The organism is Pseudomonas sp. SDI (assembly GCF_003105155.1).
GTDB lineage: Bacteria > Pseudomonadota > Gammaproteobacteria > Pseudomonadales > Pseudomonadaceae > Aquipseudomonas.
On record NZ_QETK01000041.1, the window covers coordinates 15,989 to 41,524 of the forward strand.

A 25,536-nucleotide genomic window follows, 5' to 3' on the forward strand; every position below is an offset into this window, starting at 1 on the left:
GCTTTCACTCAATTGAAGCTGGTGCGTGGTGCTGCAAACCGGCGTCTGCCGGGTTAGCTCATAGAGCTTTCTCCCGCAAACGTTCACCGGCCGCATGAGCCAGGCAGGCTTCGCGGAACGCCTTGAACAGGCGCAGCGAAACCGGGTTGTCGACAAAGCGCCATTCCGGGTGCCATTGCACCCCGAGCACAAAGCCGGGCGCGTCCTCCATGGACACCGCTTCGATCAGTCCATCTGGAGCCAGCGCTTCGGCACGCAAGCCGTCAGCCAGGCGGTCGATGCCCTGACTGTGCAGCGAGTTGACCATGAAGCTTTCGGCCAGGCCCAGCCGTTCGAATTTCCCCCCTGGCTGCACGTGCACCAGGTGGCGCGGGCTGTACTGCTCTTCCAGCGGCGCTTCGTGCGGCTCGCGATGGTCGAGGTAGCCCGGCAGTTCCTGGACCCGTTGGTGCAGGGTGCCGCCCAGGCTCACGTTCAGTTCCTGGAACCCGCGGCAAATGCAGAACACCGGCACGCCGGTGTCGATGGCGGCCTGCAGCAGCGGCAGGGTCAGGCGGTCACGAAACACGTCGTGCCGGGTGCCTTCCGCGCTGGGCGCGCCATTGTAATGATGCGGCTCGACATTTGAAGGCGAACCGGTAAAAAGAATGCCATCCAGGCGTTCGAGGATGCGCAGCGGGTCCACCGGCTCGTCGCGGGCCGGCAGAATCAGCGGGATGCCGGCAAAGCCGGCGGCCTCGACGTACTTGTCACCCGCCGTGTGCGACGAGTTCTTGCCCAGTTGCTGACGGCAGGCGGTGACCCCGATCAACGGGGCCCGGCCGGTGGCGTGCTTCATTGGTTCACCCTCTTAGAGCTTGATCCAGGTCGCCTTGAGTTCGGTGTATTTGTCCAGCGCGTGCAGCGACTTGTCGCGACCGTTGCCCGACTGCTTGAAGCCGCCAAACGGCGCGGTCATATCGCCACCGTCGTACTGGTTGACCCAGACGCTGCCGGCGCGTAGGGCGCGGGCGGTGTTGTGGGCCTTGGAGAGATCGGCGGTCCAGACTGCCGCGGCCAGGCCGAAGGGCGAGTCGTTGGCGATAGCGATCGCCTCTTCGGCGGTGTCGAAGGCGATCACCGACAGCACCGGGCCGAAGATTTCTTCGCGGGCGATGCGCATGGCATTGCTCACGCCATCGAAAATTGCCGGCTGCACGTAGACGCCACAGGTGTCTTCGAGCACACGCTGGCCACCCGTGACCAGGGTCGCGCCATCCGCCTTGCCAGCTTCGATGTAGCCGAGCACGGTATCGAGCTGGGTGGTATCGACCAGCGCACCGACGCGGGTCTCAGGGTCCAGCGCATGGCCTGGCTTCCAGGCCTTGAGGGCCTCGACCACCAACGGCAGGAACTGCTCCTTGATCGAACGCTCGACCAGCAGGCGCGAGCCGGCAATGCAGACTTCGCCCTGGTTGAAGGCGATGGCTGCCGCCGCAGCTTCGGCGGCGGCGTGCAGGTCCGGGGCGTCGGCAAAGACGATGTTCGGGCTCTTGCCCCCGGCTTCCAGCCAGACGCGCTTCATGTTCGACTCGCCGGCATACACCATCAGTTGCTTGGCGATACGGGTGGAGCCCGTGAACACCAGAGTGTCGACGTCCATGTGCAGGGCCAGGGCCTTGCCGACGGTGTGGCCATAGCCTGGCAACACGTTGAGGACGCCCGCCGGGATGCCCGCTTCGAGTGCCAGCTGGGCGACACGAATGGCGGTCAACGGCGATTTCTCGGAAGGCTTGAGGATCACCGAGTTACCGGTGGCCAGCGCAGGGCCGAGTTTCCAGCATGCCATCATCAGTGGGAAGTTCCACGGAACAATGGCTGCGACCACGCCAACCGGCGAGCGGGTGACCAAACCCAGCTGGTCGGACGGGGTCGCAGCAACTTCGTCATACACTTTATCGATCGCTTCGGCGTTCCAGCGGATAGCGTTGGCCGCCGCCGGAATGTCGATGCTCAAGGAATCGGCAATCGGCTTGCCCATGTCCAGGGTTTCCAGCAATGCCAGTTCCTGGGCATTGGCCAGCAGCAGGTCGGCGAACGCGATCAGCACGCGCTTGCGCTGGGCCGGGGCCTGGTTGGCCCACACGCCGCTGTCGAAACTGCGCCGGGCGGCGGCGACGGCACGCTCGGCGTCGGCGTCATCGCAGCTGGCGATCTGCGTCAACGGGCGGCCGTCGACCGGGCTTGTGCAGTCGAAGGTCTCGCCCGAAGCACTGGCCGTGTACTGGCCGTCGATGAAGGCCCGGCCTTCGATGTTCAGGCCCTGGAAAAGCGCTTCCCATTGGTCGCGGGTTGGAATTGTCATTGCGTTGTTCTCCAGGCGTTACACCGTGTGCAGGTACCAGTTGTATTCGAGGTCGGAAATCGACACCTCGAATTCCGCCATTTCGCTTTCCTTGCAGGCGACGAAAATGTCGATGTAGTCCGGGCTGATGTACTGGTTCAGCACTTCGCTGTCATCGAGCTCGCGCAGCGCATCGCGCAGGTTGTTCGGCAGGCTCTGCTCCAACTGCTCGTAGGAGTTGCCCTCGATCGGCTCGCCTGGCTCGACCTGATTGGTCAGGCCGTGGTGAATGCCGGCGAGGATCGCCGCCATCATCAGGTACGGGTTGGCGTCGGCGCCGGCGACCCGGTGCTCAAGGCGCACGGCGTCGCTGCTGCCGGTCGGCACGCGGACGGCGACGGTGCGGTTGTCCAGGCCCCAGCTCGGCGCGTTCGGCACATAGAACTGGGCGCCGAAGCGGCGGTACGAGTTGATGTTCGGGCAGAGGAAGGCCATCGACGCCGGCATGGTTTCCAGCACGCCGCCAATGGCGTGGCGCAGCGCATCGCTTTGCAGCGGGTCTTCGCTGGTGAAGATGTTCTTGCCGGTTTTCTTGTCCAGCAGCGAGATGTGCACGTGCAGGCCGTTGCCTGCCTGGCCCGGGTAGGGCTTGGCCATGAAGGTGGAGTCCATCTCATGGTCGTAGGCGATGTTCTTGATCAGGCGCTTGAGCAGCACGGCGTAATCGCAGGCTTTCATCGCATCGGCAACGTGGTGCAGGTTCACTTCAAACTGCGCCGGGGCACTTTCCTTGACGATCGCGTCGGCCGGGATGCCCTGCTCTTTCGCCGCTTCGAGCATGTCCTGCAGGCAATCGACGTACTCGTCGAGGTCGTCGATCAGGTACACCTGGGTCGACTGCGGGCGCTTGCCGGAGATCGGCGAGCGCGGCGGCTGCGGCCGGCCGTTGAGGTTGTCCTGATCGATCAGGTAGAACTCCAGCTCGAACGCGGCGCAGATATCCAGGCCCAGCGCATCGAACTTGGCGACCACACTGCGCAGCACTTCCCGTGGGTCGGCGAAGAACGGCGTGCCATCCAGCTCGTGCATGGTCATCAGCAATTGTGCGGTCGGACGCTTCTGCCAGGGCTCGTAGGCCAGGGTGCCGGGGATCGGGAAGCAGATGCGGTCGGCGTCGCCGATGTCCAGGCCCAGGCCGGTGGACTCGACGGTAGAACCATTGATATCGAGGGCAAACAGCGAGGCCGGCAGATTGATGCCCTTCTCGTAGACTTTGACCAGGCTGGCGCGCTCGATGCGCTTGCCACGCACCACGCCGTTCATGTCCGCAATCAGCAGATCGACAAATTGAACCTCAGGGTGGGCCTTGAGGAATTCACCCATCTCATCGAGAGGGATGGCGCACGGAGTGACCGACGTCATGGCTTGGCATCCTTTGATTTTTTTATCGGGGCGGCGATGAACAAGAGGGGGTGCAGTGGTACCTGGAAAGCGGCGATGGTCCGATTATTTTTTTGGGGACTTCCATCGGTGGAACGGCTGAACATCCTTTTTCGGACGTGCGTTCCATAGATTGATAGCGCCATGAGTTGATTCATGGCTGCCGCCTCACTATAGAATGGCCCCAGCGCAACAGACATTGGCATTTAGGCAAGCAAAGAGTGCATCCATGCAATATCAGATCAGCCACGCCGACCTTTCGCTGGTACTCGCCCTGGTTCGCGGCCGCTCCCTGGCGAAGGCTGCGGACCTGCTCAAGGTCGATGTATCAACGGTTTTTCGCTCGATCCGGCGCATGGAAGCCGCCCTTGGTACCGCGTTATTTGTCAAAAGCCGCAAGGGCTACATCCCCACCGGCACCGCCCAGGCCCTCGCCGAGCAGGCCGAACGCGCCGAGCAGGCACTGGATGCGGCGCGGGTGGCCCTCGAACATGGCGAACAGGTGGTCAGCGGCACGGTGCGCCTGACCTGCACCGACGCGGTGCTGCACAGCCTGCTGCTGCCGGCGCTGGCCGAGTTCATGCCGGCGTACCCGGCGTTGTCGCTGGAGCTGGCCACCTCGAACACCTTCGCCAACCTCAGCCGGCGCGATGCCGACCTGGCCTTGCGCCTGACCAACACGCCGCCCGAGCACCTGGTCGGACGCTGCCTGGGCAAGGCGTCGTACGTGCTCTGTGGCCGCGAGGAATTCCGCCAACGCCTGACCGACGCAGCGGCCAGCGTGCCGTGGATCTCCCCGGACGATTCGATGCAGGACCACCCCACCGTCGTCTGGCGTAGCGAGCAGATGCCCGGGCTGACCCCGCGCTACCGCTGCAGCGGCATCGCGCCGATCGCCCAACTGGTCAGCGCCGGGCTCGGCGTGGCGGCGTTGCCAGACTATATGGTGCACACCCTGCCGGGGGTGAAAACGCTCAGCGAGGCGTTGCCGGGCTGCGACACCGAGCTGTGGCTGCTGACCCGGCCGGACTGCCGTGCCCTGCGCTCGGTGCAGACACTGTTCGACGAACTGACACCGCGCTTGCGCGATGCGCTGATCTGACCGACGAGGTTTTTAACGCCCCACATCAAGACAGTTGTGCTAGAGCCGCAGACCTAGGTATTGTCGCGCTATCCGCGGCTCGGATTGAAATCAGCGCTTCCCTAAAGGCTGGTGATTTTTTAAACTATCGAGTCCGCTCGCCCATTTGGGCTGAACACCGCATTTGCTACTTGAGGAAGACCATGGCCCGCGTAACCGTTGAAGATTGTCTAGAACACGTGGATAACCGCTTTGAGCTGGTCATGCTGTCCACCAAGCGTGCCCGTCAGTTGTCCACCGGCGGCAAAGAGCCAAAAGTAGCTTGGGAAAACGACAAACCTACCGTCGTCGCCCTGCGCGAAATCGCTGAAGGTATCTGCACGCCTGAGTTCATGGCCGAGCAGGAAATCGTTCACGAAGACCCTGTCTTCGCTGCATTTGGCGAGGATGAGGCCAACGAGGCCGTCTAAGCCCATGCCTGGTCGACGTTGTACGGCGCGGCAACCACACTCTCGGCAGGAGACGCCATCTTGCCGAGCATAGACGCCCTCGCCGATCGTCTGTCGACCTACCTCGGTGCCGACCAGGTCAACCTGGTCCGCCGGGCGTATTTCTACGCCGAACAAGCCCACGATGGCCAGCGCCGTCGCAGCGGCGAACCCTACGTCACGCACCCCCTTGCCGTCGCCAGCATCCTGGCCGACATGCACATGGACCATCAGAGCCTGATGGCGGCCATGCTCCATGACGTGATCGAAGACACCGGCATCGCCAAGGAAGCGCTCAGCTCGCAATTCGGCGAAACCGTCGCCGAACTGGTCGATGGGGTCAGCAAGCTGACCCAGATGAATTTCGAGACCAAGGCCGAGGCCCAAGCGGAAAACTTCCAGAAAATGGCCATGGCCATGGCCCGCGACATCCGCGTGATCCTGGTCAAGCTGGCCGACCGTCTGCACAACATGCGCACCCTGGAAGTGCTGTCCGGCGAAAAGCGCCGGCGCATCGCCAAGGAAACCCTGGAAATCTACGCCCCGATCGCTAACCGCCTGGGCATGCACACGGTGCGCGTCGAATTCGAAGACCTCGGTTTCAAGGCCATGTACCCGATGCGCTCCGCGCGCATCCTGCAAGCGGTCAAGCGCGCCCGCGGCAACCGCAAGGAACTCGTCAACAAGATCGAAGAGTCGCTGGCGCACTGCCTGGCGGTCGACGGCATCCAGGGCGACGTCAGCGGCCGACAAAAACACATCTACGGCATCTACAAGAAGATGCGCGGCAAGCGTCGCGCCTTCAACGAGATCATGGATGTGTACGCATTCCGCATCGTCGTCGACAAGGTCGACACCTGCTACCGCGTGCTCGGCGCTGTACATAATTTGTACAAACCGCTGCCAGGGCGCTTCAAGGATTACATCGCGATTCCCAAGGCCAACGGCTACCAGTCGTTGCACACCACGCTGTTCGGCATGCACGGCGTGCCCATCGAGATCCAGATCCGCACCCGCGAAATGGAAGAGATGGCCAACAACGGTATCGCTGCCCACTGGCTGTACAAGTCCAGCGACGACGAGCAGCCCAAGGGCACCCACGCACGGGCCCGACAATGGGTCAAAGGTGTATTGGAGCTGCAGCAACGTGCGGGCAACTCCCTCGAATTCATCGAGAGCGTGAAGATCGACCTGTTCCCGGACGAGGTCTACGTGTTCACACCCAAAGGCCGCATCATGGAGCTGCCCAAAGGCTCCACCGCGGTCGACTTTGCCTACGCGGTGCACACCGACGTCGGCAACAGCTGCATCGCCTGCCGGATCAACCGCCGCCTGGCCCCGCTGTCCGAACCGCTGCAAAGCGGCTCGACGGTGGAGATCGTCAGCGCCCCGGGCGCCCGGCCAAATCCGGCCTGGCTCAACTTTGTAGTCACCGGCAAGGCGCGTACGCACATTCGCCACGCGCTCAAACTGCAGCGCCGTTCCGAGTCGATCAGCCTCGGCGAGCGCCTGCTGAACAAAGTGCTCAACGGCTTCGACAGCGCCCTGGACAAGATCCCGCAGGAACGGGTCCAGGCCATGCTCAGCGAATACCGCCTGGAGCTGATCGAAGACCTGCTCGAAGACATCGGCCTGGGCAATCGCATGGCCTACGTGGTGGCGCGCCGCCTGCTGTCCAGCGAAGGCGAGCAGTTGCCCAACCCGGAAGGCCCACTGGCCATTCGCGGCACCGAGGGCCTGGTGCTCAGCTACGCGAAATGCTGCACGCCGATCCCCGGCGACCCGATCGTCGGCCACCTGTCGGCGGGCAAGGGCATGGTCGTGCACCTGGAAAACTGCCGCAACATCAGCGAAATCCGCCACAACCCGGAAAAGTGCCTCCAGCTGTCCTGGGCCAAGGATGTCACCGGCGAATTCAATGTCGAACTGCGCGTCGAGCTGGAACACCAGCGCGGCCTGATCGCCCTGCTGGCCAGCAGCGTCAACGCCGCCGACGGCAACATCGAAAAAATCAGCATGGACGAACGTGATGGTCGCATCAGCGTGGTCCAGTTGGTGGTCAGCGTGCACGACCGCGTGCACCTGGCCCGTGTGATCAAGAAACTGCGTGCCCTGACCGGGGTGATCCGCATCACCCGCATGCGCACGTAGCCCTCCCCCTGCAAGGAGTCATCATGAGCAAGACCGTCATCACCAGCGACAAGGCCCCGGCCGCTATCGGCACCTACTCCCAGGCAATCAAGGCCGGTAACACCGTGTACATGTCGGGCCAGATCCCGCTGGACCCGAAAACCATGGAACTGGTCGAAGGCTTCGAAGCCCAGACCGTCCAGGTGTTCGAGAACCTCAAGGCCGTGGCCGAGGCTGCTGGCGGCTCGTTCAAGGACATCGTCAAGCTGAACATCTTCCTCACCGACCTGAGCCACTTCGCCAAGGTCAACGAAGTCATGGGCCGCTACTTCGAACAGCCTTACCCTGCCCGCGCCGCCATCGGCGTTGCCGCACTGCCACGCGGTTCGCAGGTTGAAATGGACGCGATCCTGGTCCTCGAGTGATACCCCGCATGGCGGGCCGTCCGGCTCGCCATCGCCCCGCCTGTTGAAGGACCCCGTCATGCGCCACGCGCTTACCCTGTCGCTGCTGGCCGCCCTGCTGGGTGGTTGCGCCAGCCACAGCCCGCAAGACTACAACGGTATCTGGATCAACCAGGCCGCCATCGACGCCGCCAGCAAAGGCACCAGCCTGCGCCAGGCGCTGCAGGACAACGGCCCGGCACTGGAATGGAAGGTCAATGTCGCCGCCGCTCAGGCCAGCTACAGCAATGGCTTCGAGCTCGCCGAAGGACGTCTGGAAATGAAACCGGATGGTCCGTGGAGCGTCGCGTTTGACGGCGGCCAGAACGAATCCCTGAGCCTGGACGGCAAGGAACTGGTGCAGGCGGCAAGCCCGACCAGTCCGGAGCAACACTTCCAGCGCCCGAAACAACCCGCACCGACCGATGCGCCATCCGGTACCAGCTTCGAGCAGGCCCTGTACAAGGCCTACCTGGGCGGCGACTGGAAAGTCGTTGAGGGCCCGGGCCAGGGCGGCGTGGCGCATTTTCGCGCCGACGGCAGCCTGGACGGCCTGGCCGGCCTCGACCGCTACGCGCTGTGCCTGGCCGGCGACTGCGCGAGCATGAGCGGCGAATTCGACAGCCTGTGGCTGGAGCGTGCCCAGCAGGGCCGGCCATGGATCTTCAAGCGTACCGGCGACCGGCTGGAGATCTTCCAGGCGCTCAACCAGGCACAGGCCGGCGACATGCCCGACCTGCGCCCTGGCAGCCGCCAGTGGCTGCTCGAACGCGATTAAGCTTCAGTCGCGACCGGCGAGGATCGCCGCGTAGCCTTCCTTGTAGCTTGGGTACTGCGGCGCCCAGCCCAGTGCCCGGGCCCGAGCATTGCTGCAGCGCTTGCTGCCAGTGCGCCGTACCCGCTCCTGTTCCGACCACTGGGTAACACCCATGTACTCGCGCAGCCAGGCCACGACCTCGGCCAACGGCGCTGGCGCGTCATCCACGCCGATATAGTAGTCATCCAGCGCGCGGCCCTGTTGATCGGCCTTGAGCAGGAAGGCCAGCAAACCGGCCGCGTCCTCGGCATGAATGCGGTTGCCGTAGAGCGGCGGCTCCTCGGTGACTCGGTAGCCTTGGCGCACCTGACTCAACAGCCATTCGCGACCCGGTCCGTAAATACCGGTCAGGCGCACCACGCTTGCCGGGATGCCGCTGGCCAGCGCCAGCTGTTCTGCTTCGAGCATGACCCGGCCCGAGTAGCCGTCCGGTTCGGTGGCGGCGGTTTCGTCGACCCACTCACCGCCCTGCTGGGCATACACGCTGCTGCTGGAGACGAACAGCAGCCGCCGCGGTGCTTGCCCGCGCTCGGCCAGCCAGCGCAGTACCGTGCGCAGCCCTTCGACGTAGGCCGACTGATAGCCCGCCTCGTCGTGCTGGTTGGCCGCCACGCTGTACACCAGGTAGTCCGGGGAGACGGTCGGCCAATCGCCCGGGCACTCGCCGGCTTTTTCAAGGTCGGCGCAGATACCGACAACCTTTTCTGGCAAAGCGCCAGTATTCCTGCGCAGACCGGCAACCCGCCAGCCCTCGACGAGCAATTGCTTGGCCAGACGGCCACCCACATCGCCACAACCGACGATCAGAACTGAAGGCGCAGACATCTCGAAACTCCATTAATCAAAGGCCCAGCCTATCTATCCGAATCGATAGGCGGCTAGCTAACTTTCAAAAAAACCCGTATTACGGCTTCTGCTATTAAGAATTACTTGCAATAATATCGACCATATTTTGTTCTCGGCCTGTTTCGAGGCCTTGAAGGACATCCACTTCTTTCTACTTCATCAGGTCCGGCCAGCATGACACGTATCCAACCTTCCGCTTCGCCAACCACGTCGCGCGCCTGGCGCGCCATTGCCGCGCTGATGTTCAGCCTGGTGCTGGCGCCGGCGGCCATGGCCGATGAGCCTGTTAACGCAGCAGCTCCCGCTACCGCCGCTGCAGCACCAGCCGCCGCTGCCGGTACCGAGCATAGCGCCACGCCGGTCGACGCTGGCGCCCCAGCAGTTGCCCCGGTCGATGGCCAGGTGCCGGATACCGCTGAAGAAGGCCTAGTGGAACAGTCCGCCCTGGGTATGGCGCACGACCTGTCGCCATGGGGCATGTACCAGAACGCCGACGTGATCGTCAAAGCCGTGATGATCGGCCTGGCCATTGCCTCGATCATCACCTGGACCATCTGGATCGCCAAAGGCTTCGAGCTGCTGGCTGCCAAGCGTCGCCTGCGCACTGAAATCGCCCAGCTGAAGAAGGCCACCACCCTCAAGGAAGCGGCCGCCAGCGCCAACACGCCGGGCACCCTCGCCCACCTGCTGGTGAGCGACGCCCAGGAAGAGATGCACCTGTCGGCCAACGCCCGTGAGCGCGAAGGCATCAAGGAACGTGTCAGCTTCCGTCTGGAGCGCCTGGTGGCCGCCAGCGGCCGCACCATGAGCAGCGGCACCGGCGTCCTCGCCACCATCGGTTCCACCGCGCCGTTTGTCGGCCTGTTCGGTACCGTGTGGGGCATCATGAACAGCTTCATCGGCATCGCCAAAACTCAGACCACCAACCTCGCCGTGGTTGCCCCAGGTATTGCCGAGGCCCTGCTGGCGACCGCACTGGGCTTGGTGGCGGCCATCCCGGCGGTGGTCATCTACAACGTCTTCGCTCGCTCCATCGCCGGCTACAAGGCCCAGGTATCCGACGCATCGGCGCAGGTCCTGCTGCTGGTCAGCCGCGACCTCGACCACCAGCCAGGCGAGCGCTCCGCTACGCCACACATGGTGAAAGTGGGGTAAGCCATGGGCCTGCATCTGAACGAGGGTGGCGACGATCTCGCCGAGAACCACGAAATCAACGTCACGCCGTTTATCGACGTGATGTTGGTCCTGCTGATCATCTTCATGGTGGCAGCGCCGCTGGCAACGGTCGACATCAAGGTCGACCTGCCCGCCTCGACCGCCAAGCCCGTGCAGAGGCCGGAGAAGCCAGTGTTCCTCAGCGTCAAGGCTGACCAGAACCTCTACGTCGGTGACGATCAGGTGCAGCGCGACCAGCTCGGCGCCGTACTCGACGCCAAGACCAAGGGCGACAAGGACACCACGATCTTCTTCCAGGCCGACAAGGGCGTGGACTATGGCGATCTGATGGAAGTGATGAACTCCCTGCGTGCTGCCGGTTACCTGAAGGTCGGCCTGGTCGGGCTTGAGACGGCAGCCAAGAAATGATCACTACGCGGCATAAATTGACGCGTTACGGCGGTAGCCTGGCGATGGTGCTGGTAGTGCATGCCATCGCCATCGTGCTCACGCTCAACTGGTCGGTGCCTCAGGCCATCGAATTGCCGCCTGCGGCAATGATGATCGAGATGGCACCGATGCCCGAGCCGGCGCCGCCGCCACCGCCCAAGGTGGTGACCCCGCCACAGCCGCCAGCGGAGGTTGAAGCGCCGCCGTTGCCGAAAGTGGCCGAGGCACCGAAACCGAAAATCGCCATCGCCAAACCGGTGAAGCCCAAGGCCAAGCCCCAGCCGCCAAAGCCGGAGAAGAAGCCTGAGCCACCCCAGGAAAAACCAACCGATCAGGAAACGCTCGACACGCCACCGAGCAATGCGCCGGCGCAGAAATCGGCAGCCCCGGCGCCGAGCATCGCCACCAACAGCAATGCCCTGCCAACCTGGCAGAGCGACCTGCTGCGTCACCTGGGCAAGTACAAACGCTACCCGGAAGACGCCCGACGGCGTGGCCTGCAAGGGATCAATCGGCTGCGCTTCGTGGTCGATGGCGAAGGCAAGATCCTCTCCTACTCGCTGGCCGGTGGTTCGGGCAGTGCTGCGCTCGATCGGGCGACCCTGGAGATGATCCGCAAGGCCCAGCCGGTGCCGGCGCCGCCGAAGGAATTGCTCAACAATGGCAGTATCGAAGTGGTGGCCCCCTTCGTCTACTCGCTGGATAAACGCTGAAAGCTTGTTCTCTTACAAAGAGGCAAGTCTGATAACGTGCGTCTATCGATTGCAGCCGCTATGCTGGGGCCGCAACTTCATGGACGCACGTTATGACCCTCACAGAATTGCGCTACATCGTCACTCTCGCTCAGGAACAGCACTTCGGCCACGCGGCCGAGCGCTGCCATGTCAGCCAGCCGACCCTGTCGGTAGGCGTCAAGAAGCTGGAGGACGAGCTCGGTGTGCTGATCTTCGAACGCAGCAAGAGCGCGGTTCGCCTGACGCCAGTCGGTGAAGGCATCGTCGCCCAGGCACAGAAGGTCCTCGAACAGGCCCAAGGCATCCGCGAACTGGCCCAGGCCGGCAAGAACCAACTGACCGCACCGCTGAAAGTCGGTGCGATCTACACGGTCGGCCCCTACCTGTTCCCCCACCTGATTCCACAGCTGCACCGGGTTGCCCCGCAGATGCCGCTGTACATCGAGGAAAACTTCACCCACGTGCTGCGCGACAAGCTGCGCAACGGCGAACTGGACGCGGTGATCATCGCCCTGCCGTTCAACGAAGCCGATGTGCTGACCCTGCCGCTGTACGACGAGCCGTTCTACGTGCTGATGCCCAGCGAGCACCCGTGGACGCAGAAAGACACCATCGACGCCAGCCTGCTCAACGACAAGAGCCTGCTGCTGCTCGGCGAAGGCCACTGCTTCCGCGACCAGGTGCTGGAAGCCTGCCCGACCCTGACCAAGGGCAGCGACGGTGCCAAGCACACCACGGTCGAGTCGAGTTCGCTGGAAACCATCCGCCACATGGTCGCCTCCGGCCTGGGCGTGTCGATCCTGCCGCTGTCGGCGGTGGACAGCCATCATTACGCCCCCGGCGTGATCGAGGTGCGTCCGCTGAGCCCGCCAGCACCGTTCCGCACCGTGGCGATTGCCTGGCGAGCGAGCTTCCCGCGGCCCAAAGCCATCGAGATCCTTGCCGACTCGATCCGTCTCTGTTCGGTGGCCAAGCCACCTGCGGCACAGTAAGGCGACATCATGACCGAGTTGTCGAAGGTATCGGTCACCGCACTCAAGGGTGTGGGCGAAGCCATGGCCGAGAAACTGGCCAAGGTCGGCCTGGAGAACCTCCAGGATGTGCTCTTCCACCTGCCGCTGCGCTATCAGGACCGCACCCGGGTGGTGCCCATCGGAGCCCTGCGCCCGGGGCAGGATGCGGTGATCGAAGGCGTGGTCAGCGGAGTCGATGTGGTGATGGGCAAACGCCGCAGCCTGCTGGTGCGCCTGGGCGACGGCAGCGGTGTGCTGAGCCTGCGCTTCTACCATTTCAGCACCGCGCAAAAAGACGGCATGAAGCGCGGCACTCACCTGCGCTGCTACGGTGAGGCCCGGCCCGGTGCATCCGGCCTGGAAATCTACCACCCCGAGTACCGCGCCCTGACCGGCGACGAACCGGCGCCGGTGGAACAGACCCTGACACCGATCTACCCGCTGACCGAAGGCCTGACCCAGCAACGCCTGCGCCAGCTCTGCCAGCAAAGCCTGGCGATGCTCGGCCCGCGCAGCCTGCCCGACTGGCTGCCGCACGAGCTGGCCCGCGACTACCAACTGGCGCCGCTGAACGAGGCGATCCACTACCTGCACAACCCGCCCGCCGATGCCGACGTCGACGAGCTTGCCCTCGGCCATCACTGGGCGCAGCACCGCCTGGCCTTTGAAGAACTGCTCACCCATCAGCTGTCGCAACAGCGCCTGCGCGAGAGCCTGCGGGCGCAGCGCGCGCCACTGCTGCCCATAGCCAGCCGCCTGCCGGCGCAGTACCTGGCCAACCTCGGCTTTGCCCCAACCGGCGCGCAGCAACGCGTCGGCAAGGAGATCGCCTACGACCTGAGCCAGCCCGAACCGATGCTGCGCCTGGTCCAGGGCGATGTTGGCGCCGGCAAGACCGTGGTCGCCGCGCTGGCCGCCTTGCAGGCGCTGGAAGCCGGCTATCAGGTGGCATTGATGGCGCCCACCGAGATCCTCGCCGAGCAGCACTTCATCACCTTCAAACGCTGGCTCGAACCGCTGGGCATCGACGTCGCCTGGCTGGCCGGCAAGCTCAAGGGCAAAGCCCGCGCAGCGGCACTTGAGCAGATCGCCGGGGGGACGCCGATGGTGGTTGGCACCCATGCGCTGTTCCAGGACGAGGTGAAGTTCCAGCGCCTGGCGCTGGTGATCATCGACGAACAGCACCGCTTTGGCGTGCAGCAGCGCCTGGCCCTGCGCCAGAAAGGCGTCGGCGGCCAGCTTTGCCCGCACCAGTTGATCATGACCGCCACGCCGATCCCACGGACCCTGGCCATGAGCGCCTACGCCGACCTCGATACCTCGATCCTCGACGAACTGCCGCCCGGCCGCACCCCAGTGAACACCGTGCTGGTGGCCGACAGCCGACGCATCGAAGTGGTCGAACGGGTGCGCGCCGCCTGTGCCGAGGGGCGTCAGGCGTATTGGGTGTGCACCCTGATCGAGGAGTCCGAAGAACTGACCTGCCAGGCTGCCGAAACCACCTTCGAAGAACTCACCAGCGCCCTTGGCGAGCTGCGCGTGGGCCTGATCCACGGGCGCATGAAGCCCGCGGAAAAAGCCGCGGTGATGGCCGAGTTCAAGCAGGGCCACCTGCAATTGCTGGTGGCCACCACGGTGATCGAAGTCGGTGTCGACGTGCCCAATGCCAGCCTGATGATCATCGAGAACCCCGAGCGCCTGGGCCTGGCCCAGTTGCACCAGCTGCGTGGCCGGGTTGGCCGAGGCAGCGCCGTGAGCCACTGCGTGCTGCTCTACCATCCGCCGCTGTCGCAGATCGGGCGCGAACGCCTGGGAATCATGCGCGAAACCAACGATGGCTTCGTGATCGCCGAGAAAGACCTGGCCCTGCGTGGCCCCGGCGAAATGCTCGGCACCCGCCAGACCGGCCTGCTGCAGTTCAAGGTGGCCGACCTGATGCGCGACGCCGACCTGCTGCCAGCGGTGCGCGATGCGGCCCAGGCGCTGCTCGCACGCTGGCCACAAAACGTTAGCCCGCTACTGGAGCGCTGGTTACGCCACGGCCAACAATATGGCCAAGTGTGACGTACGTACCAGAAGGGATCCAGCGGACCTGCCAAGCTGGTTATACTGGCGCCACTGTAAAGAATTTGGATACAGACCATGACTGAAGTTGCTTTGGACACCGCAACCCCCCACGCTCCGTCTGTTATCCGGCTGCTGCTCGATAAGCTGGGCATTGCCTATCGCGAGCTGCCCGATCATCCGCAGCTGCCATCTGCCCGCAAGGTCCAGGCCGTGCTGCTGGATGACTCGGTGGGCGCCCTGATGGTGCTGTTCCCACAGAACCAGTTGCTCGATCTCAACCGGCTGGCCGAACTGACCGGACGCAAGCTTGCCGCCGTACCGCTGGATCGGCTCAAGGTAATGCTCGACAAGCACGGGCTGACGGTACTTCCAGGGCTACCGGCGCTGACCAGCTCACCCTGCCTGTACGAAGAGAGCCTGCTGCAACAACAGAACCTGCTGATTCATTCCGGCGATGCCGGCCTGCTGCTGGAGATCGACCGCGAAGACTTCCGCAAGATGCTCAGCAAGGCCAGCGCCGGCCAGTTCGGCGAACTGCTGACCCGCATCCGGCCCAACCTCGACCGCCCGCACGACGACCGCGACGAGATCACCGAAGCGGTCAACGCCTTCACCGCGCGGCGCATCCAGCAGCGTCTGGAATCGACCATCGAGATTCCGCCGCTGGCCGAAACCGCGCAAAAGATCATCAAGCTGCGGGTCGACCCCAACGCCACCATCGACGACATCACCGGCGTGGTCGAGACCGACCCGGCGCTGGCCGCCCAGGTGGTCAGCTGGGCAGCCTCGCCGTACTACGCCTCGCCGGGCAAGATCCGTTCGGTGGAAGACGCCATCGTCCGTGTACTGGGCTTCGACCTGGTGATCAACTTGGCGCTGGGCCTGGCCCTGGGCAAGACCCTGAGCCTGCCCAAAGACAACCCACAAACTGCTACGCCGTACTGGCAACAGTCGATCTACACCGCTGCAGTCATCGAGGGCCTGACCCGCGCGATGCCGCGCGCCGAGCGCCCGGAAGCCGGCCTGACCTACCTGGCCGGGCTGCTGCACAACTTTGGCTACTTGCTGCTGGCGCACGTGTTCCCGCCGCATTTCTCGCTGATCTGCCGGCACCTGGAGGTCAATCCGCACCTGTGCCACAGCTACATCGAACAGCATTTGCTGGGGATCAGCCGCGAGCAGATCGGCGCCTGGCTGATGCGTTTCTGGGACATGCCGGAAGAGCTGGCCACGGCGCTGCGCTTCCAGCACGATCCGAACTACCAGGGCGACTACGCGGCATTCCCGAACCTGGTGTGCCTGGCCGTGCGCCTGTTGCGCTCGAAAGGTATCGGTTCGGGGCCGGAAGAGGACATCCCCGACGCCCTGCTCGAGCGCCTGAGCATCAGCCGCGAGAAGGCCGAGGATGTGGTGAACAAGGTGCTGGAAGCAGAAGTACTGCTACGCGAACTGGCCATGCAGTTCAACCAGCACTGAGGTGACGCCTGGCTGCAACGGTCAGGCTTTCTTTTTCGGCTTGAGGTATTTCATCAGGCCCTGGAACCAGATCACCAGGGCCGGGTTACCCTTGATCTGGATGCTCTTCTCCTGAATCCCCTGCATGAACGCCAGTTGCTTGTTTTTCGCTTGCAGGGTGGCGAACCCGAAGTCGGCATCCTTGAAGGCGATGGCGAACGCCGGTTCAGGGTGCGTGCCACCTTTGCTGCTGATGCGCTGGTCGTTGACGATGAAATGCCGGGCGACCTTGCCATCCAGGGTTTGCAACTGGAAGACCAGGTTCTTGTCCTTGAGTTGTTGCTGGAAAGCCGGGTTCTTGCGGCTGGCCTTGGCCATCAGCATGCCCATAGCCCAGAGGAGAAAACGGAACTTCATGTATGCGCCTCGGCGAAATAGTGACTAGCAAGCGCAGTTTATCTTTTTCGCGACCTAATGAAAGCGCAATGTTCTGCGTCCCATCCCCTGTGGGAGCCGACCTTGCCCAATAAAAAACGGGCACCTGTGCAGGTGCCCGTTTCTACTACAAATCGTGTCGCGCAATCGCTCAAGGATTGACGCTTTCCTTCAACGCCTTGCCCGGCTTGAAGGCGACGGTGTTGCTGGCCTTGATCTTTACCGGCTCGCCCGTCTGTGGGTTCTTGCCAATACGAGCACCACGGTGGCGCCCCACGAACGTACCGAAACCAACCAGTGTCACGTCCTGCTTTTCATGCAGCGCATTGGTGATCGACTCCAGAACGGCATTTAGCACGCGGTTGGCCTGCTCTTTGGTCAGGTCAGCCTTTTCAGCAATGGCTGCAGCGAGTTCGGGTTTACGCATAGTGAAGCCCCTTTGACGATTTTTTTTGTTGTTATGCCGTGCTGTCCTCTGCGAACAGCGGCCAAGGCACCGCAGGCTCTAAACTGCGGCAGACGCGTGTGAGAATGGCACGCCGCCAAAGGCCGCGCCAGTCTCTGGGCGGCCATTGTGGGGGCAAAGGCATGGGTTTTCCGACAGAACGACGGCTATTTACGCCATCAATGCCGGAAGCTGGCGATTCAGGGCCAGCTTTTCCATCACCGCGGTGCCGGTCAGGGCATAGCCTAGCAACTGGCCATCAGCGTCGTGGCAGAGCACCTTCAGGTCGCTGCCCTGGCCTTCGACCGTCCAGTTGCCTTCCCGGCCGCGCGGCGGCGGCGATACCACCAGCGGACACACCGGGGTCTTCACGGTGACCGGCATCGGCCCGTAGCTGACGGTCGTCGGCTTGCCGCTCAAGGTTTGCGCCAGCGCCCGCGCACAGCTCATCAGCGGCATCACGTACAACAGGTTCAGCCCATCGACCTCGGCACAGTCGCCCAGGGCATAGATGTTGGCGTGGGAGGTACGCAGTTCGCGGTCGACCATCACCCCGCGATTGACCTGCAGGCCAGCGGCTGCCGCCAAGTCGATCCGAGGCTTGAGGCCAACCGCCGACACCACCAGGTCGCAGGCGATCACGCTGCCGTCGGACAGGTGCGCCTGCACGCCATCGACCATCCGCTGCAAGCGCGTCAGCACCGGCCCCAGGTGGAAGCGCACGCCCAGCCCTTGCAGGCCGGCCTGCACGGCAGCGGCAGCGGCCGGGTGCAGCAGGGTCGGCATGACCTGCTCGCAAGGTGCCACCAGGTCGATGTCGAACCCGCCCAGGCTCATGTCGTTAGCGAATTCGCAGCCAATCAGCCCGGCACCGAGGATCAGCACCCGACGCTTGCCGGCGGCGGCCGCACGGAAACGCGCGTAGTCTTCCAGGTCGTTGATCGGGAAGATCGCGTCGCGGGCATCGCCTTCCACCGGCACCCGCGCGGTCTCTGCGCCCCAGGCCAGTACCAGGTCGCGGTACTGCACCTGTTCCTCGCCGATCCACAGACGCTTATGGCCGGGGTCGATACCGCTGATGCGGGTGTGGGTGCGCACTTCGGCCTTAAGCTGATCGGCCATGGCGCCCGGCTCGGCCATGCTCAGGCCGTCGGCGTCCTTGTGCTTGCCAAAGCCGGTGGAAAGCATCGGCTTGGAGTAGGACCGACCGTCGTCCGCGGTGATCAGCAGCAACGGCGTCTCGCCGTCGAGCTTGCGAAATTCGCGGGCGAGGTTGTAACCCGCCAGCCCCGTACCGACAATCACCACTGGATCGGTCATGCATTGTTCCCTGAGTAGAATGAGTTGCGACGATCAGCCGATGGCGATCATCTCGAAGTCCATCTTGCCGACGCCGCAGTCCGGGCACAGCCAGTCTGCCGGCACGTCTTCCCAGCGGGTGCCGGGGGCGATGCCGTCATCCGGCCAACCTTCGGCTTCGTCGTAGACCAGACCACATACGATGCACTGCCACTTCTTCATTGCTGCTTTCCTCAAACCTGGGGCTAATCGCGACCGCTACGGCTGTCGATCGTCAGGAGGGCTTTGTACTGAGGCTGATGGCCCGATGCAAGCCGAAACCGGCAAACATGCTAAGCTCGCCGCCTCACTGGCTTGTAACCGCATAACGACCGTGCCGTACGAAACCTCGCAAGTGCCCGCCCCGCAATGGCTGCAGCAAACCGCGCTGCCGACCGCCTGCGCTGCCCCCGCTACCCTCGACTGGTTGTTCGACGAGGGCTCCCTGACCCGCCGCCTGACTCGATTATCCGCCGATCACTTCTCGGTGACACCGTTGGTCGAAGGCTGGCAAACCCTACGCGCGGACGAATGCCTTGCGCTGGGGCTGACGCCGGGCAGCCAGGGCTGGGTACGCGAGGTGTACCTGCGCGGACATGGCCAACCCTGGGTGTTCGCCCGCAGCGTGGCCGGCCGCGCGGCCCTGCTCGACGGCGGCCTGGACCTCGAAGCGCTCGGCAGCCGCTCGCTGGGCGAACTGCTGTTCTGTGCCGAAGGCTTTGCCCGCCAGGCCATCGAAGTGTGCCACTACCCGGCCGCCTGGCTGCCCACCGAACACGCCGAGGCCAACCTCTGGGGCCGGCGCTCGCGGTTCGACCGCGGCGCGCTGAGCGTGCTGGTGGCCGAGATCTACCTGCCAGCCCTGTGGCAAGCCGCCGCCACCCTGGAGAACCGCTGATGTACCTGAGCCTGCTCAAGTCGCTGAACCGGCTGCACCCCAGGGCCTGGGACTTCATCCAGCTGACCCGGATGGACAAGCCGATCGGCATCTACCTGCTGCTCTGGCCAACCCTGTCGGCGGTGTGGATCGCCGGCAAGGGTGCGCCGACGCTGGCCAATGTGCTGATTTTCCTGTTCGGCGTGGTGCTGATGCGCGCCGCCGGTTGCGCGATCAACGACTTTGCCGACCGCAAGGTCGACGGCCACGTCAAACGCACCGCCGACCGCCCCTTGGCGGCCGGCCGAATCAGCGCCAGGGAGGCACTGGCGGTGTTTGCCGGGCTGCTCGGGGTAAGTTTCCTGCTGGTGCTGTGCACCAACGCCAGCACGGTCTGGCTGTCATTCGGCGCGGTGGCGCTGGCGGCCTGTTATCCGTTCATGAAGCGCTATACCTATTACCCGCAGGTGGTGCTCGGCGCGGCCTATTCGTGGGGTATCCCGATGGCCTTCACCGCCGCCACTGGCGAGCTGCCGGCCATCGCCTGGCTGCTGTACATCGCCAACCTGTTGTGGACGGTGGGCTACGACACCTATTACGCCATGGTCGATCGCGACGACGACCTGAAGATCGGCGTGAAATCCACTGCCATCCTCTTCGGCGAGGCCGACCGGGCGATCATCCTCACCCTGCAACTGCTGTCGCTGGGCTGCCTGCTGTTGGCCGGCAACCGCTTCGAGCTGGGCGGCTGGTTCCACCTGGGGCTGGTCGGGGCGGTGCTGTGCTTTGCCTGGGAGTTCTGGTCGACGCGCGCACTGGACCGCGACGCCTGCTTCAAGGCCTTCCTGCACAACCACTGGGCCGGCCTGCTGATCTTTGGCGGGATCGTGCTCGACTACGCCCTGCGCTAACCGCCCTTGCGGGCGGCCGCGCAAGGCCAGGCCCTAAGGCTTGGCGACGTGCCAGAGGTCTTTCATGCCGTCGCCGGTCATGTCACCGCCTTTCTTGTCCTTGATGAAGGTGTACAGTGGCTTGCCATTGTAAGCCCACTGCATCGAGCCATCGTTGCGCTTGATCTGGCTCCACTTGCCTTCGGCCGCGTCGCCGGCCTTGGCCATGAGCGGCGGCCAGTTCTTCGCGCAGTCGTCGTTGCACATGGAGTTGCCGCCGGCATCCTTGTCAAAGGTGTACAGCGTCATGCCGGCGTGGTCGACCAGCACCCCACCCTGCTCCATACCCGGCGCGGCCACAGCCACGCCTGGCAGTGCCAGCGCTACAGTCGCAAAAAGAGCCATCCAGTTCAGCGTATGTCGTGTCATTGGATTCACCGTTTTTTCGTAGAGGTGGGAGTTGAAAGACTAGCTCAGTAACCAATTGTTGCTGGAACGGCCCCCGACCTGTCACACGACTGCAATAATTCCGTTATCTAATGCGGGCCAATACACCTGAATGGGAAGAGGTTTGAAGCATGGTTGGCAGGAACATTCTGATCGTTGACGACGAAGCGCCGATTCGCGAGATGATCGCCGTTGCATTGGAAATGGCCGGCTATGACTGCCTCGAAGCGGAGAACTCGCAGCAGGCCCATGCCATCATCGTCGATCGCAAGCCGGACCTGATCCTGCTCGACTGGATGCTGCCCGGCACCTCCGGCATCGAACTGGCCCGGCGCTTGAAGCGTGACGAGCTGACCGGCGACATCCCGATCATCATGCTCACCGCCAAGGGTGAGGAAGACAACAAGATCCAGGGCCTGGAAGTGGGCGCCGACGACTACATCACCAAGCCGTTTTCGCCGCGTGAACTGGTGGCCCGGCTCAAGGCCGTACTGCGTCGCGCCGGCCCGAGCGATGGTGAGTCGCCGATCGAAGTGGGCGGCCTGCTGCTCGACCCGATCAGCCACCGCGTCACCATCGACGGCAAGCCGGCCGAGATGGGCCCGACCGAATACCGTCTGCTGCAGTTCTTCATGACCCACCAGGAGCGCGCCTACACCCGTGGCCAGTTGCTCGACCAGGTCTGGGGCGGCAACGTCTATGTGGAAGAGCGCACCGTCGACGTGCACATCCGCCGCCTGCGCAAGGCGCTGGGTGATGCCTACGAAAATCTGGTACAAACGGTCCGCGGCACGGGTTACCGCTTCTCCACCAAGAGCTGAGCCGGTGTAGTTGCCCAGCAATTGATAGAAAGGACGCGTCGTTAATTGAACCAGAACTGGCATGGCACCCTGATTCGCCACATGCTGTTGCTGATCACTGTCTGCCTGCTGGCCGGCCTGATCAGCGGCTACTACGGTTGGAGCCTGGCCGTGGGCCTGGCGCTCTACCTGGGCTGGACCCTCAAGCAACTGCTGCGCCTGCACGAATGGCTGCGCCTGCACAAACCCGATGAAGCACCACCCGACGGCTACGGCCTGTGGGGCGAGGTGTTCGACAGCATCTATCACCTGCAACGCCGCGATCAACGCGTGCGTGGGCGCCTGCAAGCGGTAATCGACCGTGTGCAGGAGTCTACGGCCGCGCTCAGGGACGCGGTGATCATGCTCGACAGCGACGGCAACCTGGAGTGGTGGAACCGCGCCGCGGAAACCCTGCTCGGCCTGAAAACCCCGCAGGACAGCGGCCAGCCGGTTACCAACCTGGTCCGTCACCCGCGCTTCAAGGAGTACTTCGAGCAGGAAAACTACCTCGAACCACTGGAAATCCCCTCGCCGATCAGCGACCGCCTGCGCATTCAGCTGCACATCACCCGCTACGGCAACAACGAGCACCTGATGCTGGTGCGCGACGTGACCCGCATTCATCAGCTTGAACAGATGCGCAAAGACTTCGTCGCCAACGTCTCGCACGAGCTGCGCACGCCGCTGACGGTGATTGCCGGCTACCTGGAAACCCTGCTCGACAATGTCGAGGAGGTGAACCCGCGCTGGGTCCGTGCCCTGCAGCAGATGCACCAACAAGGCGGGCGCATGCAAACCCTGCTCAACGACCTGTTGCTGCTGGCCAAGCTGGAAGCCACCGACTACCCGTCGGACAATCAGCCGGTGAAGGTCGATGCATTGCTGCAGTCGATCAAGGGCGACGCCCAGGCGCTGTCCGGCCAACGCAATCAGCAGATCAGCCTGGAAGCCGAACCCGGCATACGCCTCAAGGGCAGTGAAGCCGAGCTGCGCAGCGCCTTCTCCAACCTGATCTTCAACGCCGTGAAATACACCCAGGACGGCGGGCAGATCCGCATTCGCTGGTGGGCCGACGACCAGGGCGCGCACCTGCGGGTGCAGGATTCCGGCATCGGCATCGACCCCAAACACATCCCGCGCCTGACCGAGCGCTTTTACCGGGTCGACTCCAGCCGTGCCTCCAACACCGGCGGTACCGGCCTGGGCCTGGCGATCGTCAAGCACGTGCTGTTGCGCCATCGCGCGCGCCTGGAGATCAGCAGCGTACTGGGCCACGGCAGCACCTTCACCTGCCATTTCGCCCCGGCACAAGTCGCAGCGCCACGACCCGACTGAGCCAACGCCCTTTGCATTTGCGCCCTCAGCCGCTACATTGGCGGGCGGGTGCCAGCGGATGCTGGCACCTGCTTCCTCCCTAATTCGAAAAGACGGACCCCGTAAAACCCCATCATGGACCCTTCCCCTGGTTTTAGTTTCGCCTCACTGTTTGCCGATTTCGGCATGATTCTTTTTGCGCTGCTGCTGGTTCTGCTCAACGGCTTTTTCGTTGCTGCGGAGTTCGCCATGGTCAAATTGCGCTCGACCCGCGTCGAGTCGATTGCCGAGCAGCATGGCTGGCGCGGGCAGATCCTGCGCACCGTGCACAGTCAGCTGGACGCCTACCTGTCGGCCTGCCAGCTGGGCATCACCCTGGCCTCGCTGGGCCTGGGCTGGGTCGGCGAGCCGGCCTTCGCGCACCTGCTCGAACCGTTGCTGGCAGCAGTCGGCGTCGAGTCGCCCGAAGTGATCAAGGGCGTATCGTTCTTCAGCGCCTTCTTTGTCATTTCCTACCTGCACATCGTGGTCGGCGAGCTGGCACCCAAGTCCTGGGCAATCCGCAAGCCCGAGCTGCTGTCGCTGTGGACCGCGGTGCCGCTGTACCTGTTCTACTGGCTGATGTACCCGGCCATCTACCTGCTCAACGCCAGCGCCAACGCCATCCTGCGGATCGCCGGCCAGGGCGAACCGGGCCCACATCACGAGCACCATTACAGCCGTGAAGAACTCAAGCTGATCCTGCACTCCAGCCGTGGCCAGGACCCGAGCGACCAGGGCATGCGCGTGCTGGCTTCGGCGGTGGAAATGGGCGAGCTGGAAGTGGTCGACTGGGCCAACTCCCGCGAAGACATGGTCAGCCTGGACGCCAATGCGCCGCTCAAGGAGATCCTCGCGATGTTCCGCCGGCACAAGTTCAGCCGCTACCCGGTGCTCGACGCCGAAAGCGGCGAGTTCGTCGGCCTGCTGCACATCAAGGACCTGCTGCTGGAGCTGGCGGCGCTGGATCACCTGCCGGAGTCGTTCAACCTGGCTGAACTGACCCGCCCGCTGGAGCGCGTGTCGCGGCACATGCCGCTGTCGCAGCTGCTGGAACAGTTCCGCAAGGGCGGCGCGCACTTCGCGCTGGTCGAGGAAGCCGATGGCAAGGTGATCGGCTACCTGACCATGGAAGACGTGCTGGAGGTGCTGGTCGGCGATATCCAGGACGAGCACCGCAAGGCCGAGCGCGGCATCCTTGCCTATCAACCGGGCAAGCTGCTGGTGCGTGGCGACACGCCGCTGTTCAAGGTCGAGCGCCTGCTCGGCGTGGACCTGGACCACATCGAGGCGGAAACCCTCGCCGGCCTGGTCTACGAGACGCTCAAGCGCGTGCCGGAAGAGGAAGAAGTGCTGGAAGTCGAAGGCCTGCGCATCATCATCAAGAAGATGAAAGGGCCGAAGATCGTCCTGGCCAAGGTACTCAAGCTCGACTGAGTGCCTTCACGGGTTGCCCGCCGTGAAGTTGGGCAACGCCCCGACGGGCTGGTTGAACTGGTAGGGAATCGACTCCAGCGCCAGCCCGACATTGCGCTGCACCACAAAATGCAGGTGCGGCCCGCTGCTGTTGCCGGTGTTGCCGGAGCGCGCCAGCGGCGTACCGTAGGCAACCCGCTGCCCCTCCTGAACCAGCACCGAGCCACGCATCAGGTGCAGGTACACGCCCATGGTGCCATCGGCGTGCAGAATCCGCACGAAATTGCCCGACGGGTGGCTGCCGCGCCCGCGCTGATCGTTCTCGATCTTCACCACCACCCCTGCTCGCGAAGCAATGATCGGCGTGCCTTCGGGCATGGCGATATCCATCGCGTAGCGGCCCTTGGGGCCGAAATGGCTAAAGCGACCGTTCGGGCCCTGGCTCAGGCGAAACGGCCCGCCACGCCAGGGCAACGGGTAGCGGAACGCCTGCGGCCGCTGGATCGGGTCGCCGAGGGCATAGGTGAATGTCTTCCGGTAGTTCACCGGCTGGCCGGGTCTGCGTGCGCTAAGGCTGGTCAGGGTGATCGTCGAGCGTGGCGGCAACACCCGGCGCACCAGGCGTGAAGCGCCTTCACGGGCATTACTGACGCCCTCCAGGCGCAGTTGCACTTCCACCGGGGCGAACAGCTCGTTGCGCGCGCTGAAGCGCACCCCGCCGTTCTCACGGCTGGCCTGCAGGTGCACCTTGCCTTCCAGAGGTTCGACCATCTGGTCGCGGAACACGAACGGTCGCGCGCCGGCCATCGGCTGGTCGGAATAGAACACCACGCCGTAGGCGTCGGTGCGCTTGTAGAAGGTCATGGCCAACGCCGGGCCTGCGGCCACCAGCAAGGCACAGAACAGCAGCAGGCGAGCAGGCATGACTAGTGGCCTTCTGACAGTGGTGCTTTGTCGAAGCCTAGCAGGGGATATTGCAGGGAGATGAACGCGAGTGTGTCAGGGTGATAAGCGGTGCCTTTATCGCGGGACGAGCCCGCTCCCACAGTTG

The 25,536-nt window shown here is 63.9% G+C and carries 26 protein-coding genes; 16 read left to right on the forward strand and 10 right to left on the reverse strand.

Going from position 1 to position 25,536, the window contains the following annotated elements; genetic code table 11:
• Nucleotides 1-58: 58 nt before the first annotated feature.
• Genes DCO48_RS20865 through DCO48_RS20875 form a run of 3 tightly spaced genes read right to left on the reverse strand, consistent with a single transcriptional unit; the run spans nt 59 to nt 3,745 of the window.
• Nucleotides 59-838, reverse strand: a complete 780-nt coding sequence (locus DCO48_RS20865; protein ID WP_116552502.1) for a gamma-glutamyl-gamma-aminobutyrate hydrolase family protein — start codon at nt 836-838, stop codon at nt 59-61.
• A gap of 12 nt (nt 839-850) precedes the next feature.
• Complete coding sequence (locus tag DCO48_RS20870; protein ID WP_116552503.1) at nt 851-2,344, reverse strand: aldehyde dehydrogenase; 1,494 nt, start codon at nt 2,342-2,344, stop codon at nt 851-853.
• An 18-nt stretch (nt 2,345-2,362) separates the two neighbouring features.
• The gene (locus DCO48_RS20875; RefSeq protein ID WP_116552504.1) at nt 2,363-3,745 is read right to left on the reverse strand and encodes a glutamine synthetase family protein; all 1,383 of its coding nucleotides are present in this window, start codon (nt 3,743-3,745) and stop codon (nt 2,363-2,365) included.
• Between the two features lie 247 nt (nt 3,746-3,992).
• Here DCO48_RS20875 and DCO48_RS20880 point away from each other — a divergent pair, with 247 nt between their 5' ends.
• The 5 genes from DCO48_RS20880 (at nt 3,993) to DCO48_RS20900 (ending at nt 8,683) form a co-directional block, all read left to right on the forward strand.
• A complete protein-coding gene (locus DCO48_RS20880) occupies nt 3,993-4,865 on the forward strand; it encodes a LysR family transcriptional regulator (protein ID WP_116552505.1) in 873 nt (290 codons plus the stop codon).
• A gap of 182 nt (nt 4,866-5,047) precedes the next feature.
• Nucleotides 5,048-5,314, forward strand: a complete 267-nt coding sequence (rpoZ, locus tag DCO48_RS20885; protein WP_116552506.1) for a DNA-directed RNA polymerase subunit omega — start codon at nt 5,048-5,050, stop codon at nt 5,312-5,314.
• Nucleotides 5,315-5,374: 60 nt separating this feature from the next.
• On the forward strand, nt 5,375-7,483 hold the full coding sequence (gene spoT, locus DCO48_RS20890) for a bifunctional GTP diphosphokinase/guanosine-3',5'-bis pyrophosphate 3'-pyrophosphohydrolase (protein WP_116552507.1): 2,109 nt from the start codon (nt 5,375-5,377) through the stop codon (nt 7,481-7,483).
• 23 nt (nt 7,484-7,506) lie between these two features.
• Entirely contained in the window at nt 7,507-7,887 is a 381-nt protein-coding gene (locus DCO48_RS20895) for a RidA family protein (protein ID WP_095158948.1), read from the forward strand.
• 58 nt (nt 7,888-7,945) lie between these two features.
• On the forward strand, nt 7,946-8,683 hold the full coding sequence (locus tag DCO48_RS20900) for a hypothetical protein (protein ID WP_116552508.1): 738 nt from the start codon (nt 7,946-7,948) through the stop codon (nt 8,681-8,683).
• A gap of 3 nt (nt 8,684-8,686) precedes the next feature.
• Here DCO48_RS20900 and DCO48_RS20905 read toward each other — a convergent pair whose 3' ends face one another.
• Entirely contained in the window at nt 8,687-9,547 is an 861-nt protein-coding gene (locus DCO48_RS20905) for an SDR family oxidoreductase (RefSeq protein ID WP_116552509.1), read from the reverse strand.
• A gap of 195 nt (nt 9,548-9,742) precedes the next feature.
• On the opposite strand from DCO48_RS20905, the gene exbB reads away from it, so the two are divergent.
• From exbB to DCO48_RS20935, 6 genes are all read left to right on the forward strand, one after another.
• Nucleotides 9,743-10,723: a tonB-system energizer ExbB gene (exbB, locus tag DCO48_RS20910; protein ID WP_116552510.1), complete on the forward strand. Its 981-nt coding sequence runs from the start codon at nt 9,743-9,745 to the stop codon at nt 10,721-10,723.
• A 3-nt stretch (nt 10,724-10,726) separates the two neighbouring features.
• Nucleotides 10,727-11,152, forward strand: a complete 426-nt coding sequence (gene exbD, locus DCO48_RS20915; RefSeq protein ID WP_116552511.1) for a TonB system transport protein ExbD — start codon at nt 10,727-10,729, stop codon at nt 11,150-11,152.
• A complete protein-coding gene (locus DCO48_RS20920) occupies nt 11,149-11,886 on the forward strand; it encodes an energy transducer TonB (protein WP_116552512.1) in 738 nt (245 codons plus the stop codon). Before exbD ends, DCO48_RS20920 begins: the two co-directional genes overlap by 4 nt.
• A gap of 92 nt (nt 11,887-11,978) precedes the next feature.
• Nucleotides 11,979-12,899 (forward strand): hydrogen peroxide-inducible genes activator, encoded by a 921-nt coding sequence (locus tag DCO48_RS20925; protein WP_116552513.1) that lies wholly within the window; start codon nt 11,979-11,981, stop codon nt 12,897-12,899.
• Between the two features lie 9 nt (nt 12,900-12,908).
• On the forward strand, nt 12,909-14,984 hold the full coding sequence (gene recG, locus DCO48_RS20930) for an ATP-dependent DNA helicase RecG (RefSeq protein ID WP_116552514.1): 2,076 nt from the start codon (nt 12,909-12,911) through the stop codon (nt 14,982-14,984).
• A 78-nt stretch (nt 14,985-15,062) separates the two neighbouring features.
• Nucleotides 15,063-16,463, forward strand: a complete 1,401-nt coding sequence (locus tag DCO48_RS20935) for an aminoacyl-tRNA deacylase and HDOD domain-containing protein (RefSeq protein ID WP_116552515.1) — start codon at nt 15,063-15,065, stop codon at nt 16,461-16,463.
• Between the two features lie 21 nt (nt 16,464-16,484).
• Here DCO48_RS20935 and DCO48_RS20940 read toward each other — a convergent pair whose 3' ends face one another.
• The 4 genes from DCO48_RS20940 to DCO48_RS20955 form a co-directional block, all read right to left on the reverse strand.
• Nucleotides 16,485-16,859: an SCP2 sterol-binding domain-containing protein gene (locus tag DCO48_RS20940; RefSeq protein ID WP_116552516.1), complete on the reverse strand. Its 375-nt coding sequence runs from the start codon at nt 16,857-16,859 to the stop codon at nt 16,485-16,487.
• A gap of 169 nt (nt 16,860-17,028) precedes the next feature.
• Nucleotides 17,029-17,304: an HU family DNA-binding protein gene (locus DCO48_RS20945; RefSeq protein WP_116552517.1), complete on the reverse strand. Its 276-nt coding sequence runs from the start codon at nt 17,302-17,304 to the stop codon at nt 17,029-17,031.
• A 189-nt stretch (nt 17,305-17,493) separates the two neighbouring features.
• Nucleotides 17,494-18,642 carry an NAD(P)/FAD-dependent oxidoreductase gene (locus DCO48_RS20950; protein ID WP_116552518.1) on the reverse strand — a complete coding sequence of 383 codons (1,149 nt, stop codon included), beginning with the start codon at nt 18,640-18,642 and terminating at the stop codon, nt 17,494-17,496.
• A 33-nt stretch (nt 18,643-18,675) separates the two neighbouring features.
• The gene (locus DCO48_RS20955) at nt 18,676-18,843 is read right to left on the reverse strand and encodes a rubredoxin (protein ID WP_116552519.1); all 168 of its coding nucleotides are present in this window, start codon (nt 18,841-18,843) and stop codon (nt 18,676-18,678) included.
• A 151-nt stretch (nt 18,844-18,994) separates the two neighbouring features.
• Between DCO48_RS20955 and DCO48_RS20960 the strand changes: the two genes are divergently transcribed.
• Nucleotides 18,995-19,558, forward strand: coding sequence for a chorismate lyase (locus DCO48_RS20960; protein ID WP_256584130.1), 564 nt, complete (start codon nt 18,995-18,997; stop codon nt 19,556-19,558).
• Nucleotides 19,558-20,448, forward strand: a complete 891-nt coding sequence (gene ubiA / locus DCO48_RS20965; RefSeq protein WP_116552521.1) for a 4-hydroxybenzoate octaprenyltransferase — start codon at nt 19,558-19,560, stop codon at nt 20,446-20,448. The genes DCO48_RS20960 and ubiA overlap by 1 nt, the downstream gene beginning before the upstream one ends.
• Before the next feature lie 33 nt (nt 20,449-20,481).
• Here ubiA and DCO48_RS20970 read toward each other — a convergent pair whose 3' ends face one another.
• Nucleotides 20,482-20,856 (reverse strand): hypothetical protein, encoded by a 375-nt coding sequence (locus tag DCO48_RS20970; RefSeq protein WP_116552522.1) that lies wholly within the window; start codon nt 20,854-20,856, stop codon nt 20,482-20,484.
• A gap of 149 nt (nt 20,857-21,005) precedes the next feature.
• On the opposite strand from DCO48_RS20970, the gene phoB reads away from it, so the two are divergent.
• The 3 genes from phoB (at nt 21,006) to DCO48_RS20985 (ending at nt 24,506) form a co-directional block, all read left to right on the forward strand.
• Nucleotides 21,006-21,695 carry a phosphate regulon transcriptional regulator PhoB gene (gene phoB / locus DCO48_RS20975; protein ID WP_116552523.1) on the forward strand — a complete coding sequence of 230 codons (690 nt, stop codon included), beginning with the start codon at nt 21,006-21,008 and terminating at the stop codon, nt 21,693-21,695.
• A 45-nt stretch (nt 21,696-21,740) separates the two neighbouring features.
• Entirely contained in the window at nt 21,741-23,051 is a 1,311-nt protein-coding gene (phoR, locus tag DCO48_RS20980) for a phosphate regulon sensor histidine kinase PhoR (protein ID WP_116552524.1), read from the forward strand.
• A gap of 114 nt (nt 23,052-23,165) precedes the next feature.
• Nucleotides 23,166-24,506, forward strand: coding sequence for a hemolysin family protein (locus DCO48_RS20985; RefSeq protein ID WP_116552525.1), 1,341 nt, complete (start codon nt 23,166-23,168; stop codon nt 24,504-24,506).
• 6 nt (nt 24,507-24,512) lie between these two features.
• Here DCO48_RS20985 and DCO48_RS20990 read toward each other — a convergent pair whose 3' ends face one another.
• On the reverse strand, nt 24,513-25,409 hold the full coding sequence (locus tag DCO48_RS20990) for a M23 family metallopeptidase (protein ID WP_116552526.1): 897 nt from the start codon (nt 25,407-25,409) through the stop codon (nt 24,513-24,515).
• Between the last annotated feature and the right edge of the window lie 127 nt (nt 25,410-25,536).